Source organism: Pseudomonas sp. Irchel 3A18, assembly GCF_900187465.1.
In the GTDB taxonomy this organism is placed as follows: Bacteria; Pseudomonadota; Gammaproteobacteria; order Pseudomonadales; family Pseudomonadaceae; genus Aquipseudomonas; species Aquipseudomonas cichorii.
Map to the genome: position 1 here is coordinate 85,384 of NZ_FYDI01000002.1, position 18,953 is coordinate 104,336.

Below are 18,953 nucleotides of genomic sequence, written 5' to 3' on the forward strand. Positions count from 1 at the left end.
GCTCGTTTGTTCTTCATATAAAAGTCCCTTTTTATAAGATGCCGCCCGTTATCGAGCGGCGACGCTGGAAGTCTATACAGGCCATCCGCACCCTTGGGCGCCCTGAAACCTTCGGTGACGATACAGGAAGTGTCAGCCGCGCCTGCGTTGTGGAGGTGTGCGTGGTAACCTTGCGCCCATCGCAAAGACACGGCAGACAACCCTCGGCACGAGAGGGAGCCCATGTCGCCCCCTGAAATTTGCCCCACCCTTCTAACGAACTTGCCTAACCTACTGATGAATAAAGCAATTTCCGATCTCTCTTCGCACACCCCGATGATGCAGCAGTACTGGAAGCTGAAGAACCAGCATCCCGATCAACTGATGTTCTATCGCATGGGCGACTTCTATGAAATTTTCTACGAAGACGCAAAAAAAGCCGCCAAGCTGCTGGATATCACCCTGACTGCACGCGGTCAGTCAGCAGGCCAGAGCATCCCCATGTGCGGCATTCCCTACCATGCCGCCGAAGGCTATCTGGCCAAGCTGGTAAAGCTGGGCGAATCGGTGGTGATCTGCGAGCAGGTCGGCGATCCGGCAACCAGCAAGGGGCCGGTGGAACGTCAGGTCGTGCGTATCATCACGCCGGGCACCATCAGTGACGAAGCGTTCCTGGACGAGCGCCGGGACAACCTGCTCGCCGCCGTGCTGGGTGACGAACGTCTGTTTGGTCTGGCGGTGCTGGACATCACCAGCGGCAACTTCAGCGTGCTTGAAATCAAGGGCTGGGAAAACCTGCTGGCCGAGCTTGAGCGTATCAACCCTGTCGAACTGCTGATCCCCGATGACTGGCCTCAAGGCCTTCCGGCAGAAAAACGTCGTGGCTCTCGCCGTCGCGCGCCCTGGGATTTCGAGCGTGATTCGGCACATAAAAGCCTGTGTCAGCAGTTTTCGACTCAGGACCTCAAAGGCTTTGGCTGTGAAAACCTGACACTGGCCATCGGTGCCGCAGGCTGCCTGCTGAGCTATGCCAAGGAAACCCAGCGCACCGCATTGCCGCACTTGCGCAGCCTGCGTCACGAGCGTCTGGACGATACCGTGGTGCTGGATGCCGCCAGCCGCCGCAACCTCGAGCTGGACACCAATCTGGCCGGAGGTCGCGACAACACCCTGCAATCGGTCATGGACCGCTGCCAGACTGCCATGGGCACGCGCCTGCTGACTCGCTGGCTCAATCGTCCGCTGCGTGACCTGACCGTTCTCCAGGCGCGCCAGACTTCCATCGGCTGCTTCCTGGAAAGCTACCGCTTCGAGAGCCTGCAACCGCAGCTCAAGGAAATCGGCGATATCGAACGCATTCTGGCGCGTATCGGCCTGCGCAACGCCCGTCCTCGCGATCTGGCTCGCCTGCGCGACGCACTGGGCGCCCTGCCGGCACTGCAAGAAGCGATGACCAGCCTGGAAGCGCCGCACCTGCAACAACTGGCCAGAACCACCAGCACCTACCCGGAACTGGCAGACCTGCTGCAACGGGCGATCATCGATAACCCGCCTGCGGTGATCCGCGACGGCGGCGTGCTGAAGACCGGCTACGATGCCGAGCTGGACGATCTGCAATCGCTGAGCGAGAACGCCGGCCAGTTCCTGATCGACCTGGAGGCCCGTGAAAAGGCCCGTACCGGCCTGGCCAACCTGAAAGTCGGCTACAACCGCGTACACGGATACTTCATCGAGCTGCCCAGCAAACAGGCCGAACAGGCGCCCGCCGACTACATCCGTCGCCAGACCCTCAAAGGTGCCGAGCGCTTCATTACGCCCGAGCTCAAAGAGTTCGAGGACAAGGCACTGTCGGCCAAGAGCCGCGCCCTGGCCCGGGAAAAAATGCTTTACGAGGCCTTGCTGGAAGACCTGATCGGCCATCTGGCACCGCTGCAGGACACCGCCGCGGCCTTGGCCGAGCTGGACGTCCTGAGCAACCTGGCCGAGCGGGCACTGAATCTGGACCTCAACTGTCCGCGTTTTGTCAGCGAGCCGTGCATGCGCATCGACCAGGGTCGTCATCCGGTCGTCGAGCAAGTGCTGTCCACGCCTTTCGTGGCCAACGACCTGTCTCTGGATGACAGCACCCGCATGCTGGTGATCACCGGCCCGAACATGGGCGGTAAATCGACCTACATGCGTCAGACCGCCTTGATCGTATTGCTGGCCCACATTGGCAGCTTTGTACCGGCTGCCAGTTGCGAGCTGTCTCTGGTGGACAGGATCTTCACCCGTATCGGCTCCAGCGATGATCTGGCGGGTGGACGTTCGACCTTCATGGTGGAAATGAGCGAAACCGCCAATATCCTGCATAACGCGACTGATCGCAGTCTGGTGCTGATGGACGAGGTCGGCCGCGGCACCAGTACCTTCGACGGTCTTTCCCTGGCCTGGGCTGCGGCAGAATGTCTCGCCCAATTGCGCGCCTACACCCTGTTCGCCACGCACTATTTCGAGCTGACGGTATTGCCCGAGAGTGAACCACTGGTCACCAACGTGCATCTGAATGCCACCGAGCACAACGAGCGGATCGTGTTCCTGCACCGGGTTCTTCCGGGGCCGGCAAGCCAGAGCTACGGCTTGGCTGTGGCACAACTGGCGGGGGTTCCAGGCAAGGTCATCACTCGCGCCAAGGAGCATTTGCAACGGCTGGAAACCACCAGCCTGCCCCACGAACAACCACGGCCAAAACCCGGAAAACCGGCGGCGCCGATGCAAAGTGACCTGTTTGCCAGCCTGCCTCACCCGGTACTGGAAGAACTGTCGAAGGTGAAAGTCGACGACCTGACACCTCGTCAGGCACTAGAGTTGCTGTATTCATTGCAAACTCGGATCTGACGCGAAGTGATACAAGCTGTTAGAATCCCGCGCGGTTTGGGATGCTCTCAGCTTTTAGCCTGGTTGGGCAGCTAATCGAGCCGCGTGAAAACGCAGCGAACCAAGGATCGAGCGGAAGACAATACAGTCATGCCGCTCACTCCAAGCACGTGTTTTTCACAAGGCCGGGAAACGCCCCGAACCTGGCAGCCCCTATCTGGAAGGGCGATGCCGCAGCCGCCTGAGGAGAAAATTAGAAATGACCTTCGTCGTCACCGACAACTGCATCAAGTGCAAGTACACCGACTGCGTAGAAGTCTGTCCGGTGGACTGCTTTTACGAAGGCCCGAACTTCCTGGTGATTCACCCGGATGAGTGCATCGATTGCGCGCTTTGTGAGCCTGAATGCCCTGCGCAAGCCATCTTCTCGGAAGATGAGATTCCTGCCGGCATGGAAAACTTCATCGAGCTCAACGCCGAACTCGCTGAAGTATGGCCAAACATCACCGAAAGAAAAGATGCACTGCCCGACGCAGAAGAATGGGACGGGAAGACAGGCAAGATCGCAGATCTGGAACGCTGAGTTCCGGCATTGCCAGAAAGGCCCTTCGGGGCCTTTTTCATGGGCAAAAAAAAGGGGCGGTATGACCCGCCCACATTTCTTCCCTAATCCCTGTAATCCTTTTCATCATCCTGATGAATCGCTTCTTGCGATGTCCTTGACTGTCTTCCTTGACTGCCTGTGCCTGTCCGTTGGCACAGTTCTGATATTAGTGATTTTCAGGCCGTGGGCAACACCCAAAAAATCGCAAAAACATTTCTTACGGCGCCGTATAAAAAATAAAACTCTTTTAAATTCATTGAAGTAGCAGAACTCCTGTACAGAAAAATCTTTTATCCGCCCCAATAAACCCTTGATAACTTACGACACGGGTAAGCAAAGGCTTACGCATCTTGCGCATATCTCTGGCAAAGACCTGTAGAGCCTCCCATGACTCTTCCCCTGAAGAAATAGCAAAGAGATCAGACAACTTTATAGGATGGTAATCATGTAAAAGGCCGATGCAAACATTTGATGTTTACATCGGCCTTTCGCACGCAGAGGGAGAGGATTATTGGAAGAGGGACTCGCTCGAAAGACCATTCTTTTCGAGGATTTCACGGAGACGCTTCAGACCTTCGACCTGAATCTGACGCACACGCTCACGGGTAAGACCAATCTCGAGACCTACATCCTCGAGCGTACTGCTTTCATGCCCGCGTAAACCAAAGCGGCGTATCACCACCTCACGCTGCTTGTCGGTCAGCTCGGACAGCCATTGGTCAATACTCTGGGAGAGATCATCGTCCTGCAGAAGCTCACAGGGGTCCGTAGGGCGATCATCAGTCAGTGTGTCGAGCAGCGTCTTGTCCGAATCCGGCCCCAGAGAAACATCCACCGAGGAAACACGCTCGTTGAGCCCAAGCATGCGCTTGACCTCGCCGACGGGTTTTTCCAGCAGGTTGGCGATCTCCTCGGGAGAGGGTTCGTGATCGAGCTTCTGTGTGAGTTCACGAGCGGCACGCAGATAGACATTCAGCTCCTTGACCACATGAATCGGCAGCCGGATGGTCCGGGTCTGATTCATGATTGCACGCTCGATGGTCTGACGAATCCACCATGTTGCGTAAGTCGAGAAGCGGAAACCGCGCTCCGGATCGAATTTTTCAACAGCCCGGATCAAGCCCAGGTTGCCTTCTTCGATCAAATCAAGCAATGACAACCCACGATTGACATAGCGCCTGGCAATTTTGACCACCAGCCGCAGATTGCTTTCAATCATGCGTTTGCGTCCAGCCGGATCCCCACGTTGCGACAATCTCGCAAAGTGGACCTCCTCTTCCGGGGACAGCAGGGGTGAGAACCCTATTTCATTGAGATACAACTGGGTAGCATCGAGCGCCCGAGTGTAATCAATATATTTATGTTGTTTGAGCGATGAATTGTGCTTGGCTTTCGTTCGATCCGATGCGGCAGTAGACGGCTGCTTCTCGTTCGAGTTGTCCTCCAGGACAATGCCGGTTTCCATGAGGAGCACTTCATCATCGATGTCAAACTCCGGCGCTTCGCTGCTAAGAGCCATTGTTATAGTCCTTTGGTGAGTTCGACCTCAAGCTCAGCGCCGCCTATATCCGTGGCAACGCTTGAGCCCATTCCCTCTGCGTCAGGAACAGGCTGACAACTATCAACGACGTGGCAAAAACTGCAATGGATCTACAGGCTTTCCTTGGCGGCGAATCTCGAAATGCAGCTTCACCCGGTCAGTTCCTGTGGACCCCATCTCGGCAATTGTCTGTCCCGCCTTGACCTGTTGCCCCTCCCGTACCAAAAGCCTGCGGTTGTGACCGTAGGCACTGACGTAGGTATCGCTGTGTTTGATGATTATCAATTCGCCGTAGCCCCGTAATCCACTTCCGGCGTATACAACTGATCCATCAGACGCGGCTAAAACAGGCTGTCCCAAATCACCTGCGATATCAATTCCTTTATTCAAACTGCCGTTTGAGGAAAATTTTCCTATCAAAATACCACTTGCTGGCCATGCCCAACCTGTCGGGGACTTACCCGCAACGCCCACGGGAGTATCACCAGCGGGAGGTATAACCACAGGTGTAACCGCGACCGGTTTGGAGAGGACCGTCGTTTTCACCGAGCCGGAGCTGCTGGTACGGGTGGATGTAGACGAGGTCACCGGACCCGGTTGTGCTACGACAGGAGCGGAAGCCACAGCCTCGGATGTTGAATTTGAACGCCCGTCAAAGCGAATCGTCTGACCGGGTTTAATCGTGTAGGGCTCGGGGATCTGGTTGCGCGCAGCGAGTGCTTTCCAGTCCCAGCCGTAACGAAATGCAATGGAAAAGAGCGTGTCGCCACGTCGCACGACATATTGTCCGGTCGTGACGGCAGGACGCTGTGACGTTACGTTGCCGTTGCGATCAACGACACGAACACCGCCCGACGGAGAACTGGCGCAGCCGACCAAGAGGACACTGAGCACAATGCCAATCACCAGACGCTGATAACTTGTTGAACAATTTAGCTGCCGAATGACTCTGTGACTCACCCGCCACTCCCTTTACTGGTGACTGAATTCGAAAGATGCCTATTGTGCCGCAACAACGGCGGGCAGCCAGTAATTAACAATGCCAAGCCCTTGTCATGCATGAATCATTTTGGTGAAGTGATGCCATGCTGCCATACCGGGTAAGTAGACCGATGAGTGTGCTCAGAATTCACTTGAAGTTCCATTAACGTTTCAGGCCAGAGGCCCGTTGAGCAATGGCACGAATCGCACAGCCCCCAGTACATGCCGGGAAAAACCGTTTTCCTCACGCACGATCAGCATCAGTTGCTGGACCTCACCGGAACCGACTGGAATCACCAGCCTGCCTCCCGGTGCCAGTTGATCAAGCAAGGCTTGAGGCACGTCGGTCGCCACGGCCGTCACGATGATGCCATTGTAAGGCGCCAGCGCAGGCCAGCCCTCCCAGCCATCGCCCCAGCGAAAGACCACGTTGCGCAGGTTCAACTCCACCAGGCGCTCCTTGGCCCGGTCCTGCAGCACCTTGATGCGCTCGACCGAGAAGACCCGCTCGACAAGTTGCGCCAGCACAGCGGTCTGATAGCCCGAGCCGGTGCCAATTTCCAGCACCTTGTCCAGCGGACCGGCTGCCAGCAGCAGCTCGCTCATGCGTGCGACCATATAAGGCTGGGAAATGGTCTGGTTGTGGCCGATCGGCAAAGCCGTGTCTTCGTACGCACGGTGGGCCAGGGCTTCATCGACGAACAGATGCCGCGGCGTCTTGCGGATGACATCCAGCACACGGGTATTGGACAAGCCTTCTTCATACAAGCGCTGGATCAGTCGCTCGCGAGTACGCTGCGAGGTCATGCCGATCCCGCGACGTAACAGATCATCTTGCTCGCGTGACATCAGATCAGTCCCTCCAGCCATGTATTCAGGCTGCTGAAGCCGTTCTGATAGGTTCGATCCAGTTGCAGCGGGGTAATCGAAACATAACCCTGCATGACCGCATGAAAATCGGTGCCTGCCCCGCCGTCTTCAGCATCGCCGGCAGCAGCGATCCAGTAGCCGGCACGACCACGAGGGTCGACGACTTTCACCGGAGCGGCAGCGCGGGCACGATGGCCAAGGCGGGTCAGTTGAATCCCCCGGATATGGTCGAGGGGCAGATTCGGGATATTGACGTTCAGTACCGTACGCGGCGGCAGGTCCAACTGCTCATGGGCCTCAACCAGCAGGCGCGCATAATGCGCTGCAGTCGCGAGGTTGTCCGGCTGGCGCGACAGAAACGAAAAGGCAAACGAAGGGCGTTCCAGAAAACGTCCTTCGAGGGCTGCGGCAACCGTACCGGAATACAGGACATCATCCCCGAGATTGGCGCCCAGGTTGATGCCCGAGACCACCATGTCCGGCTCGTGCTCCAGCAGCCCATTGAGCCCCAGATGCACGCAGTCGGTCGGCGTGCCATTGAGGCCGATGAACCCATTGGGCAGCGTATGCGGGTGCAAAGGCCGGTCGAGTGTCAACGAGCTGCTGGCGCCGCTTTTGTCTTGATCGGGAGCGATAACCACACAGTCGGCATAATCCGCCAGCGCCGCATACAGCGCCGCGAGACCGGGTGCAGTTACCCCATCATCGTTTGAAATCAGAATACGCATGGGCTGTCCGTCTGCCCAACCGGCACCAGATCGACGAGTTCGCGCACCAATACAGTGGCAAAGCATCCGGGCGGAAGGACGAATTCCAGTTGCAAAATGTCAGGCTCGGGATAATGCCACGTCAAACGGCCAATGGGCAGCCGCAGTATGCGACGTTCGTGCTCCATTCCAGCCTTTATCAGCCATTCGCACAGAGCCGCCTGCTCAGCGGCAATGCGGTTTTCCAGTTCGGCGGTTGCGCCGCTGGCCGGGGAAGGCCCTTCACCCCACTGCGGACCAGTGGGATGCAGGTCCAGAATGTCGAGCCGGGGATCGCTGCACTCGGCAACACCAGCCGGGAAAAAGCTCCGGCTGTCGGTAAACGCCAGCAGGTCGCCGGGCTGGGCACGCTCCCAGGTGCCATCGGCTACCCGGGCGTCCAGCACGCGGTTGAACAGGTAGCTGCGGGCCGTGGACAGCAACCGGGAACGGACATTGCGCTGCTCCGGCAAGGCCTTGCGCTCGGCGTAATGCCGGGCCTCGCCCAGATTGCCACCCTGATAGCCAAAACGCTGTGCACCGAAGTAATTGGGGACTCCCTGGCGGGCGATGGCTTCAAGGCGCCGATTCAGCGCGTCATGATCGGCATTCAATTGTGTCAGGCGCAAGGTGAAGCCATTGGCCGCATGAGCACCGCGCTGCAACTTGCGCTTGTGGCGGCTGCTCTTGAGGATCAGCAGGGTTTCGTCCTGGGCCGCTGAAAGGTCCGGATCGGCCTTGCCCGGCAATTGCAGGCTGAACCACTGGCGAGTGAGAGCCTGACGGTCTTTCAGGCCGGCATAACTGACGGTACGCAACGGCACGCCAGCGGCACGGGCCAGACGACGGGCCGCTTCCTCGGTATTGAGGCCGCGTTTCTCGACCCACAGCCAGAGATGCTCGCCATCCCCGGACAAGGGAATATCGAGCACTTCATCAACCTGAAAATCTTCGGCCGTCGCCTTGAGAACAGCGCTGCCCAGCGCTTCACCATAGGCCCGCTGGCCCAGCAGCTCCAGTTCGGTCATGCGCGCAGCAACAGCGCGACGGCATGCACCGCGATGCCTTCTTCACGGCCGACGAAGCCGAGTTTTTCCGTAGTCGTGGCTTTTACGTTCACTTGATCCAACTCAACCTGGAGATCTGCGGCTATCAAAGCGCGCATCGCATCGATATGCGGAGCCATCTTGGGTGCCTGGGCCACGATGGTGGCGTCGACATTGCCGACTTTCCAGCCTTTGCCCTGTACCTGCTTGAGCACATGGCGAAGCAGTACACGGCTGTCCGCGCCCTTGAATTGCGGATCAGTGTCCGGAAAGTGCTTGCCGATATCGCCCAGCGCAGCAGCTCCCAGCAAGGCGTCGCTCAGCGCATGCAGCAGAACGTCGCCGTCGGAATGAGCCAGGAGGCCGAAACCGTGTGCAATCCGCACGCCGCCCAAGGTAATGAAATCGCCCTCAGCGAAACGGTGCACATCATAGCCATGGCCAATACGCATAGAAAAACGCCCTGAAAAAAGTCAGGGCGTGATTCTACCTGCTTTGGCGCAAGTTAGGGCCTGTCGCTGACAGTCATCCGCTCAGAGCCTGGGCATGATGACGCAGATGGTCCTCGATGAAACTGGCAATGAAAAAGTAGCTGTGATCATAGCCGGGCTGCATTCGCAGGGTCAGCGGGTGCTGAGCGGCCTTTGCCGCCTGGACCAGTGCTTCGGGCTTGAGCTGATTGACCAGAAAGTCATCCCGGTCACCCTGATCCACCAGGATCGGCAGTTTTTCACTGGCTTCGGCAATCAGTACCGTGGCATCCCACTCGCGCCAGCGTGAACGATCTTCGCCCAGATAACGGGAGAACGCCTTCTGCCCCCAAGGGCAATCCATGGGGTTGGTGATCGGCGAAAACGCCGAAACCGACTGATAGCGACCCGGGTTGCGCAAGGCACAGACCAGAGCACCGTGTCCCCCCATGGAATGACCGCTGATGCTACGCGCCGTGGAAGCCGGGAAATGCTCCTCGACCAGAGCCGGCAGCTCATCGACCACGTAGTCGTGCATCCGGTAGTGCTTGGCCCAGGGTTGCGCCGTGGCATTCAGGTAAAATCCGGCCCCGAGCCCGAAGTCCCACGCACCATCCGGATCATCCGGCACATCCGCGCCACGGGGGCTGGTGTCGGGTGCAACCAGGATCAACCCCAGTTCCGCAGCCACCCTCTGGGCAGCGGCTTTCTGCATGAAGTTTTCATCATTGCAGGTCAGGCCGGACAACCAGTACAGCACCGGCAACTTGCCGCCCTGCTCTGCTTGTGGCGGCAGGTAGACCGCAAACACCATGTCACAACCCAGCACGGCAGAATGATGCTTGTAACGCTTGAGCCAGCCGCCGAAGCTTTTCTGGCAGGAAATATTTTCCAGTGTCATGGACGAAGCTCCTGAGCTTCAAGTTTCAAGCCTCAAGCTGCAAGAAGAGAGCCGTACGCCCGCTTGCAGCTTGTCACTTGCCGCTTGAAGCTGCCCCTCAAAAATGAATGACAGAACGAATGCTTTTGCCTTCGTGCATCAGGTCGAATGCCTTGTTGATGTCTTCCAGCCCCATGGTGTGGGTGATGAAGGTATCCAGCGGGATTTCGCCGGTTTGCGACATGTCGACGTAGCTTGGCAACTCGGTACGACCACGTACGCCACCAAATGCCGAACCGCGCCAGACGCGGCCGGTCACCAGCTGGAATGGACGGGTGGCGATTTCCTGGCCGGCACCGGCCACGCCAATAATGACCGACTCACCCCAGCCTTTGTGGCAGCATTCCAGAGCAGCACGCATCAGTTGCACATTGCCGATGCACTCGAAGGAGAAGTCCACGCCGCCATCGGTCATGTCCACGATCACTTCCTGGATCGGACGATCAAAGTCTTTCGGATTGACGCAATCGGTTGCACCCAGTTGCTTGGCGATTTCGAACTTGGCCGGGTTGATGTCGATGGCAATGATGCGCGCCGCCTTGGCCTTGACCGCACCGATGACCGCCGACAGGCCGATGCCGCCCAGACCGAAGATGGCCACGGTGTCACCTGGTTTTACCTTGGCGGTATTGAGCACCGCACCGATACCGGTGGTGACGCCGCAACCCAGCAGGCAGACCTTCTCCAGCGGGGCGTCTTTCTGGATTTTGGCGACCGAGATTTCCGGCAGGACTGTGTATTCGGAAAAGGTCGACGTACCCATGTAGTGGAAAATCGGCTGACCCTTGTAGGAAAAGCGCGCAGTACCATCCGGCATCAGGCCTTTGCCTTGGGTCGCACGGATCGACTGGCAGAGGTTGGTTTTACCCGACAGACAGAATTTGCACTGGCGGCATTCCGGGGTGTACAGCGGAATCACATGATCGCCCACTGCAACCGAGGTCACGCCCTCGCCGATGGCTTCGACAATCGCGCCACCTTCGTGGCCCAGAATCGCCGGGAAGATACCTTCCGGGTCAGCACCGGAGAGCGTGTAGGCATCGGTATGGCAAACGCCCGAAGCCACGACCCGCAGCAGCACTTCTCCCGCCTTGGGCATGGCGACATCGATTTCAACGATTTCCAATGGCTTCTTGGCTTCAAAGGCAACAGCAGCACGCGACTTGATCATCGATCTTCTCCAGCAGGATAAAAACAAGGTCTGGAGTGTAGTACAGTGCCTTTCAGTTAATAATCCAGACAAAAGCAAAACATTATTGCCATACAGGGATAATCGATGTACGCGAATCGCTGGGAAGGTCTGGACGAGTTCGTTGCGGTGGCCGAATGCGGGCAATTCACTGCGGCCGCCCAGCGCCTGGGTGTATCTTCCTCCCATATCAGTCGCCAGATCGTGCGCCTTGAAGAACGCCTGCAAACCCGTTTGCTGTACCGCAGCACACGACGTGTAGCCTTGACCGAGGCCGGTCAGACATTTCTGCATCATTGCCAGCGTTTGCAGGATGGACGCGAGGAAGCACTGCGCGCCGTGGGCGATCTGACCAGCGAACCGAAAGGCCTGCTGCGCATGACCTGCGCCGTGGCCTACGGCGAGCGCTTCATCACGCCACTGGTCACGCGCTTCATGGATCTGTATCCGCAACTGCGAGTCGATATCGAGCTGAGCAACGACACGCTGGACCTGGTTCACGAAGGGATGGATCTGGCGATTCGCCTGGGTCGGCTACAGGATTCGCGTCTTGTCGCCGCAAGGCTGGCGCCGCGACGCATGTACCTGTGCGCATCGCCTTCCTATCTGGAGCGCTACGGTCGGCCGCACAGTCTTTCCGAGTTGAGTCGTCATAACTGCCTGATCGGTGGCAGTGACACCTGGCTGCTTCAGCAGAACGGCAGGGAGTTTTCACAACGGGTCCAGGGCAACTGGCGCTGCAACAGCGGCCAGGCGGTACTGGATGCCGCATTGCAGGGTGTTGGTCTGTGCCAGCTTCCGGACTACTACGTGCAGGAACACCTGAAGAACGGCAACCTGATTTCCCTGCTCGAAGCGCACCAGCCACCTAACACCGCCGTCTGGGCGCTTTACCCGCAGCAGCGCCACTTGTCGCCCAAGGTGCGCAAGCTGGTCGATTACCTCAAGGAAGGTCTGGCTGTGCGGGAAGAGTACAGAATCTAGTTGCCCATGGACCTGCGCTGACGCAGCCACTCAAGGTCTTCGGGACGGGTCACCTTGATATTGTCGGAGCGCCCTTCGATCAGACGAGGCGACTGCCCTGCCCACTCGATGGCTGAAGCTTCATCGGTGATGCTGACATTCGACACCTGGCTGTCCGCCAGCGCCCGATGCAAGGCGCCGAGACGGAACATCTGCGGCGTGTAGGCTTGCCAGATCAGACTACGATCGACGGTCTGCGCCACACGGCCATGTTCGTCGGCGCGCTTGAGGGTATCGCGAGCCGGTACCGCCAGCAGGCCGCCTACCGGATCGTCCGCCAGTTCGCCCAGCAGGTTGTCCAGATCGCTACGGGCAAGGTTGGGACGTGCCGCATCGTGAACCAGCACCCAGTCGTCATCGCTGGCGCCCTGGGCATGCAGGTGCAGCAAGGCATTGAGCACCGAGTCCGAACGCTCCTTGCCGCCATCCACACGCTGGATACGCGAATCCAGCGCACACGGCAGGGTTGGCCAGTAAGGATCATCCACAGCCAGACTGATCACCATGCCCTTGAGGCGCGGGTGATCGAGAAAGCAAAGCAGGCTGTGTTCAAGAATAGTGAGGCCGCCCAGTTGCAGGTACTGCTTGGGACGGTCTGCTGCCATGCGAGCACCAACGCCCGCTGCAGGAATCACTGCCCAGAAGGCAGGAAGAGAGTTTTTCATTGCGCCAACTGATAGAGAGTTTCGCCGTCCTTGACCATACCCAACTCATGACGGGCACGTTCTTCAACGGTTTCAAGGCCCTTTTTCAGTTCCATGACCTCAGCATCCAGAACGCGATTTCGTTCGAGCAGGACTTCGTTTTCGGCATGCTGTTCTGCAATTTGCTCGGTCAGGCTGGCCACTTGCGCCAGACTTCCGTTACCTACCCACAGGCGATACTGAAGACCACCTAGCAGCAGGATCAGGATGAGGAACAACCAGTTAGGACTGCGCATGAAATATCAGGTACCCAGTAAAAAAGACTGCAGAGCCAGCAATATGAACAATCGACTGAGGGCATTGAGCCTGACATAAGCCAGGCTCAATCACTCCTGATTACAGCGGAGCGTCCGCATCAGGGCTGCAAATATGTCGGCATGACCGGCTTTTTCTGCAGCACCTGTCTTTTACCATCTACGACTCAGCCGCGAAACTCTGCGCGACCACGGTACACGGCTTTGCTACCCAGTTGCTCTTCGATACGCAGCAATTGGTTGTACTTGGAAACGCGGTCGGAGCGGCACAGCGAACCGGTCTTGATCTGACCCGCCGAAGTACCGACTGCCAGATCGGCAATGGTCGAATCTTCGGTTTCACCGGAACGGTGCGAGATCACGGCCGTGTAGCCGGCAGCCTTGGCCATCTGGATGGCTTCCAGGGTTTCGGTCAGGGTGCCGATCTGGTTGAACTTGATCAGGATCGAGTTGGCGATCTTCTTGTCGATGCCTTCTTTCAGGATCTTGGTGTTGGTCACGAACAGATCGTCACCGACCAGTTGAACCTTGTCACCGATCTTGTCGGTCAGGACTTTCCAGCCAGCCCAGTCGGACTCGTCCAGACCGTCTTCGATGGAGATGATCGGGTAACGGTTGGCCAGGCCAGCCAGGTAGTCGGCAAAACCGGCTGCGTCGAAGGAGTGACCTTCGCCCGACAGGTTGTATTTGCCGTCTTCGTAGAACTCGCTCGCTGCACAGTCCAGCGCCAGGGTCACGTCGGTGCCCAGTTTGTAACCGGCATTGGCCACCGCTTCGGAGATAGCGCCCAGGGCGTCTTCGTTGGAAGCCAGGTTAGGTGCGAAACCACCTTCGTCACCCACTGCGGTGTTCAGGCCACGAGCCTTCAGAACAGCCTTGAGGTGGTGAAAAATCTCGGTGCCCATGCGCAGCGCATCGGAGAAGGTCTTGGCGCCAACCGGTTGAACCATGAACTCCTGGATGTCGATGTTGTTATCGGCGTGCTCGCCACCGTTGATGATGTTCATCATCGGAACCGGCATCGAGTAGACGCCCGGTGTACCGTTGAGGTTGGCGATGTGAGCGTAGAGCGGCAGATCCTGATCCTGCGCAGCGGCCTTGGCGGCAGCCAGGGAGACAGCGAGGATGGCGTTGGCGCCCAGGCTTGCCTTGTTCTCGGTACCGTCCAGCTTGATCATCGCGTGATCCAGCGCCTTCTGGTCAACCGGGTCCTTGCCCAGCAGCAGGTCGCGGATCGGACCATTGATGTTGGCTACAGCCTTGAGAACACCTTTGCCCAGGTAACGGCTCTTGTCGCCATCACGCAGCTCGAGCGCTTCACGCGAGCCGGTTGAAGCACCCGACGGCGCGCATGCGGTACCGATGATGCCGTTATCGAGGAGCACATCTGCTTCCACGGTGGGATTGCCACGGGAGTCGAGAACTTCACGACCTTTGATGTCGACGATTTTTGCCATTGTTGTAAACACTCCAAGATTGACGAAAACGACGCAGCTGGGAAAAAACGATTACCGCTGTCAGGCAAGAAACGAGGCAGGCCTGAATGAGACAACCCCCGACACAAGGACGGGGGAACGGCACTTTACCGGAGAACCGGACTCAAGCGGTCTCGACTGCAGGAAAACTTTTGACCAGTTCATCCAGAGCCTTGAGCTGAGCCAGGAACGGCTCCAGCTTGTCCAGACGCAAAGCACAAGGGCCGTCGCATTTGGCATTGTCAGGATCTGGATGCGCTTCAAGGAACAGGCCGGCCAGATTCTGGCTGATGCCGGCCTTGGCCAGCTCCAGAACCTGGGCGCGACGGCCACCGGCCGAATCGGCGCGACCACCCGGCATTTGCAGGGAATGGGTCACGTCGAAGAACACCGGATAGTCGAACTGCTTCATGATGCCGAAGCCGAGCATGTCCACGACCAGGTTGTTGTAACCGAAGCTGGAACCACGCTCGCACAGGATCAATTGATCGTTACCGGCCTCTTCGCACTTGGTCAGGATGTGTTTCATTTCCTGAGGCGCGAGGAACTGGGCTTTCTTGATATTGATCACGGCGCCGGTCCTGGCCATCGCCACAACCAGATCGGTCTGGCGCGACAGGAAGGCCGGCAACTGGATGATGTCGCAGACTTCGGCAACCACGGCCGCCTGCTCAGGCTCATGCACGTCGGTGATCAGCGGAACATTGAAGGTCTTCTTGATCTCTTCAAAGATGCGCATGCCCGCTTCCAGGCCCGGCCCACGGTAGGACGTGACCGAAGAACGGTTGGCCTTGTCGAAGCTGGCCTTGAACACGTAAGGGATACCGAGTTTTTCGGTAACCCGCACATATTCTTCACAGACCTGCATGGCCATGTCCCGGGACTCCAGCACGTTCATGCCGCCAAACAGGACCATTGGCTTGTCGTTGGCAATCTCGATGGAGCCTACACGGATGATTTTCTGAGCCATGTTCTGATATCCCTGTCAGGCGTTCTTCTGATGTTGAGCCAGTGCAGCCTTGACGAAACCACTGAACAGCGGATGGCCGTCGCGAGGCGTCGAAGTGAACTCGGGGTGGAACTGGCACGCGACGAACCATGGATGATCCGGAGCTTCAACCACTTCGACCAGCGCGCCGTCACCGGAACGACCGGAAATCTTCAGGCCGGCTTCGATCAGTTGCGGCAGCAGGTTGTTGTTCACTTCATAACGATGGCGATGGCGCTCGACAATAACGTCGCTGGCATAGCAATCGTGAACCAGGGAGCCGGCTTCGAGCTGGCATTCCTGCGCGCCCAGACGCATGGTGCCGCCCAGATCGGAAGCTTCGGTACGGGTTTCCACAGCACCGGTAGCGTCTTCCCACTCGGTGATCAGGCCGACGACAGCGTGAGCGCTGGTACGGTCGAACTCGGTGGAGTTGGCATCCTTCCAGCCCAGCACGTTACGGGCGAACTCGATAACGGCCACTTGCATGCCCAGGCAGATACCCAGGTAAGGCACCTTGTTCTCGCGAGCGAACTGCACGGCAGTGATCTTGCCTTCGACACCACGCAGGCCGAAACCGCCAGGAACCAGGATCGCATCCACACCTTCGAGCAGGCTGGTGCCCTGGTTCTCGATGTCTTCGGAGTCGATGTAGCGCAGGTTGACCTTGGTGCGGTTGGTGATACCGGCGTGGCTCATGGCTTCGATCAACGACTTGTAGGCGTCGAGCAGTTCCATGTACTTGCCGACCATCGCGATGGTGACTTCGTGCTCCGGGTTGAGCTTGGCATCGACCACTTTGTCCCATTCGGACAGGTCGGCACCGTTGCATTGCAGGCCGAAACGCTCGACGACGAAATCGTCCAGGCCCTGGGCGTGCAGCATGCCCGGGATCTTGTAGATGGTGTCGGCGTCTTCCAGGGAAATGACCGCACGCTCTTCAACGTTGGTGAACAGCGCGATCTTGCGGCGCGAGGACACATCGACGTGGTGGTCGGAGCGGCAGATCAGCACGTCAGGCTGCAGGCCGATGGAGCGCAGTTCCTTGACCGAGTGCTGGGTAGGCTTGGTCTTGGTTTCGCCAGCGGTGGCGATATACGGAACCAGCGTCAGGTGCATCAGCATGGCGCGCTTGGCACCGATTTCGACGCGCAACTGGCGGATGGCTTCCAGAAACGGTTGCGACTCGATGTCACCCACGGTGCCGCCGATCTCGACCAGCGCGACGTCGGCATCACCGGCGCCCTTGATGATACGGCGCTTGATTTCGTCGGTGATGTGCGGGATGACCTGGATGGTCGCGCCCAGATAATCACCACGGCGCTCTTTGCGCAGGACGTGTTCGTACACACGGCCAGTGGTGAAGTTGTTGTTCTGGGTCATGGTCGTGCGGATGAACCGCTCATAGTGGCCAAGGTCCAGGTCGGTTTCTGCGCCGTCGTGGGTGACGAACACTTCACCGTGCTGGAAAGGACTCATGGTCCCCGGATCCACGTTGATGTAGGGGTCCAGCTTGAGCATGGTGACCTTAAGTCCCCTCGCCTCCAGGATGGCCGCCAATGAAGCCGAGGCAATGCCTTTCCCCAATGAAGAAACAACACCGCCCGTGACGAAGATGTAGCGCGTCATGAAAAACCCTAGAAGTCTGCGTTAAAGCGGTCAGAGCCGCCGGGGAAAGCGAAGGAAGGCCGAAGCCCCCGATTACCGACAAAATTCACGGTGCACTCCCGAAACTGCTGCGTTTGAACCGACATGCCAGAAGCTTGTCCATTGGCGCCACATTTTAAGAATCGCCCAGTAAACACTGGTTGGTAACCGGCAACTTGCGTTGGTTCAAAAGAGCCAACAGAAGCTGTATCAAGAAGGGAGCGTAGTCTACCTGAAAGGGCCTTTCAGCTCAAACTTTGGTCGCTCGTCGGTGCAATCCAGTGCAAGCGCCAGTTTCCATGGGATGCGCCGTCCAGCCCCGGCAGGTTAGCGATGGCCAACAGTTCATCGTCACGATAGAGCAGCGGCAATCTGCCGCGCACGAACAGCGGCACGCTACGTTCATTGAGCAGCCGCTTGAGATCGCGATGGCCACGACCTTCTAACTGCATGACTTCGCCGCCCTGACGGTAGCGGATCTGCAAGGGACCGGCAGGCCCGTCACCTTCGATCCACACATGACCGTTACCGGGCAGATTCAATGGACTGGATGCATCAGGCCAGAGCGACATTTCGCCAGGAGACTGTAACCAGTTGCCCGATAACCACCAGACATGCCCGTCAGCCCGATGCAATTCACCGTCGGCCAGCCGCCACAGGGGACGTGCGTCGTCGGCTGCATTGCGCAAGGTTTCCCAGCCAGCCCAGTGATCGGTATCCGGCAGACGGGTCAGCGGTGCCAGCCAGTGGCGCAGCGCATTGCGTTGCCGGGCGGCGGACAGACTGACCAGCGGCTCCAGGGCCAGCACCGGCCTACCTAACCAGACAAAGGCCGTTTCGGGTCGGGCATTGGCAAGATCCTGCTCCGCCAGTTCACCCAGCAACTGCTCGGCCTCGCCCATGTGCTCGGCAGTACGCGCCATGCTGGCGGACACCTGCGGCCAGCGCGATGCCAGCAAAGGCATGACCTGGCTGCGCAGAAAATTGCGGGAGAGTTGTTGATCCTGATTGCTGGGATCTTCGACCCAGCTCAAGCCATGCTGCCGGGCATAGTCTTCAAGCTCCCCACGGGAAACCGATAACAGCGGCCGTAACATCTGCGCCTTGCCTATGGCCCGCAGCTGCGGCATGCAGGTAAGCCCCCGAACACCGGCACCTCGCAACAGACGAAACATCAATGTCTCGGCCTGATCGTCACGATGCTGCGCCGTCAGCAGCAGATCGCCCTCACCCAGTAATTCAGTGAAAGCCGCATAACGCGCCTCACGGGCCGCCTGCTCGATGCTTGCGCCAGGCTTCACCTGCACCGCCACGCTCTGAAAGGAAACGCCCAGTTTCAGGCAGACCTGTCGACAATGTTCCGGCCAGGCATCGGCAGCGGCCTGCAGGCCGTGGTGAACATGGATGGCATTCAGAGGCGGCAAGCGCTCGCGCGTAGCAAGCTCAGCCAGGAGGTGCAGCAATACAGTGGAATCCAGGCCACCGGAGAAACCGACATGCCAGACAGGCGCGTGACGCCAGGGAGCCAGGACTTGAAGTAGTCTGACGGGAAGATAGTGACCGTCATGCTTGTACACAGAAAGGTCGCAGCCCTATAGGAGCGGATTCATCCGCGAAAGCGCCATTCATATCGCCGGATAC

At 58.4% G+C, this 18,953-nt stretch carries 17 protein-coding genes; 3 read left to right on the forward strand and 14 right to left on the reverse strand.

Features of this window, described 5'->3' with window-relative positions:
- Positions 1-288: 288 nt before the first annotated feature.
- Both mutS and fdxA read left to right on the forward strand, forming a co-directional pair.
- Positions 289-2,856 carry a DNA mismatch repair protein MutS gene (gene mutS, locus CKW23_RS03440; protein ID WP_162883726.1) on the forward strand — a complete coding sequence of 856 codons (2,568 nt, stop codon included), beginning with the start codon at positions 289-291 and terminating at the stop codon, positions 2,854-2,856.
- A 238-nt stretch (positions 2,857-3,094) separates the two neighbouring features.
- Entirely contained in the window at positions 3,095-3,418 is a 324-nt protein-coding gene (gene fdxA / locus CKW23_RS03445; RefSeq protein ID WP_012270863.1) for a ferredoxin FdxA, read from the forward strand.
- Between the two features lie 529 nt (positions 3,419-3,947).
- Here fdxA and rpoS read toward each other — a convergent pair.
- The 8 genes from rpoS to CKW23_RS03485 form a co-directional block, all read right to left on the reverse strand.
- Positions 3,948-4,958: an RNA polymerase sigma factor RpoS gene (rpoS, locus tag CKW23_RS03450; protein WP_025258973.1), complete on the reverse strand. Its 1,011-nt coding sequence runs from the start codon at positions 4,956-4,958 to the stop codon at positions 3,948-3,950.
- A 102-nt stretch (positions 4,959-5,060) separates the two neighbouring features.
- Entirely contained in the window at positions 5,061-5,939 is an 879-nt protein-coding gene (locus CKW23_RS03455) for a peptidoglycan DD-metalloendopeptidase family protein (protein WP_038399762.1), read from the reverse strand.
- Between the two features lie 192 nt (positions 5,940-6,131).
- Entirely contained in the window at positions 6,132-6,767 is a 636-nt protein-coding gene (locus CKW23_RS03460; protein WP_176767549.1) for a protein-L-isoaspartate(D-aspartate) O-methyltransferase, read from the reverse strand.
- 41 nt (positions 6,768-6,808) lie between these two features.
- Complete coding sequence (gene surE / locus CKW23_RS03465) at positions 6,809-7,558, reverse strand: 5'/3'-nucleotidase SurE (RefSeq protein WP_025258971.1); 750 nt, start codon at positions 7,556-7,558, stop codon at positions 6,809-6,811.
- Positions 7,546-8,604 carry a tRNA pseudouridine(13) synthase TruD gene (truD, locus tag CKW23_RS03470; protein WP_095067033.1) on the reverse strand — a complete coding sequence of 353 codons (1,059 nt, stop codon included), beginning with the start codon at positions 8,602-8,604 and terminating at the stop codon, positions 7,546-7,548. Before truD ends, surE begins: the two co-directional genes overlap by 13 nt.
- On the reverse strand, positions 8,601-9,074 hold the full coding sequence (gene ispF, locus CKW23_RS03475) for a 2-C-methyl-D-erythritol 2,4-cyclodiphosphate synthase (RefSeq protein WP_025258969.1): 474 nt from the start codon (positions 9,072-9,074) through the stop codon (positions 8,601-8,603). The genes truD and ispF overlap by 4 nt, the downstream gene beginning before the upstream one ends.
- Positions 9,075-9,147: 73 nt before the next feature.
- Positions 9,148-9,993 carry an S-formylglutathione hydrolase gene (gene fghA, locus CKW23_RS03480; RefSeq protein ID WP_095067034.1) on the reverse strand — a complete coding sequence of 282 codons (846 nt, stop codon included), beginning with the start codon at positions 9,991-9,993 and terminating at the stop codon, positions 9,148-9,150.
- A 97-nt stretch (positions 9,994-10,090) separates the two neighbouring features.
- A complete protein-coding gene (locus tag CKW23_RS03485) occupies positions 10,091-11,203 on the reverse strand; it encodes an S-(hydroxymethyl)glutathione dehydrogenase/class III alcohol dehydrogenase (RefSeq protein WP_025258967.1) in 1,113 nt (370 codons plus the stop codon).
- A 105-nt stretch (positions 11,204-11,308) separates the two neighbouring features.
- Here CKW23_RS03485 and CKW23_RS03490 point away from each other — a divergent pair, with 105 nt between their 5' ends.
- A complete protein-coding gene (locus CKW23_RS03490; RefSeq protein ID WP_025258966.1) occupies positions 11,309-12,205 on the forward strand; it encodes a LysR substrate-binding domain-containing protein in 897 nt (298 codons plus the stop codon).
- On the opposite strand, the gene ispD is transcribed toward CKW23_RS03490, so the two are convergent.
- From ispD to tilS, 6 genes are all read right to left on the reverse strand, one after another.
- Positions 12,202-12,909, reverse strand: a complete 708-nt coding sequence (gene ispD / locus CKW23_RS03495; RefSeq protein WP_025258965.1) for a 2-C-methyl-D-erythritol 4-phosphate cytidylyltransferase — start codon at positions 12,907-12,909, stop codon at positions 12,202-12,204. The genes CKW23_RS03490 and ispD overlap by 4 nt on opposite strands.
- A complete protein-coding gene (gene ftsB, locus CKW23_RS03500) occupies positions 12,906-13,184 on the reverse strand; it encodes a cell division protein FtsB (RefSeq protein WP_025258964.1) in 279 nt (92 codons plus the stop codon). Before ftsB ends, ispD begins: the two co-directional genes overlap by 4 nt.
- Before the next feature lie 185 nt (positions 13,185-13,369).
- Positions 13,370-14,659, reverse strand: a complete 1,290-nt coding sequence (gene eno, locus CKW23_RS03505; RefSeq protein ID WP_025258963.1) for a phosphopyruvate hydratase — start codon at positions 14,657-14,659, stop codon at positions 13,370-13,372.
- Positions 14,660-14,801: 142 nt separating this feature from the next.
- On the reverse strand, positions 14,802-15,647 hold the full coding sequence (gene kdsA, locus CKW23_RS03510; RefSeq protein WP_025258962.1) for a 3-deoxy-8-phosphooctulonate synthase: 846 nt from the start codon (positions 15,645-15,647) through the stop codon (positions 14,802-14,804).
- A 15-nt stretch (positions 15,648-15,662) separates the two neighbouring features.
- Complete coding sequence (locus CKW23_RS03515) at positions 15,663-17,294, reverse strand: CTP synthase (RefSeq protein ID WP_025258961.1); 1,632 nt, start codon at positions 17,292-17,294, stop codon at positions 15,663-15,665.
- Positions 17,295-17,557: 263 nt separating this feature from the next.
- The gene (gene tilS, locus CKW23_RS03520) at positions 17,558-18,889 is read right to left on the reverse strand and encodes a tRNA lysidine(34) synthetase TilS (RefSeq protein WP_038399761.1); all 1,332 of its coding nucleotides are present in this window, start codon (positions 18,887-18,889) and stop codon (positions 17,558-17,560) included.
- Positions 18,890-18,953 lie beyond the last annotated feature (64 nt).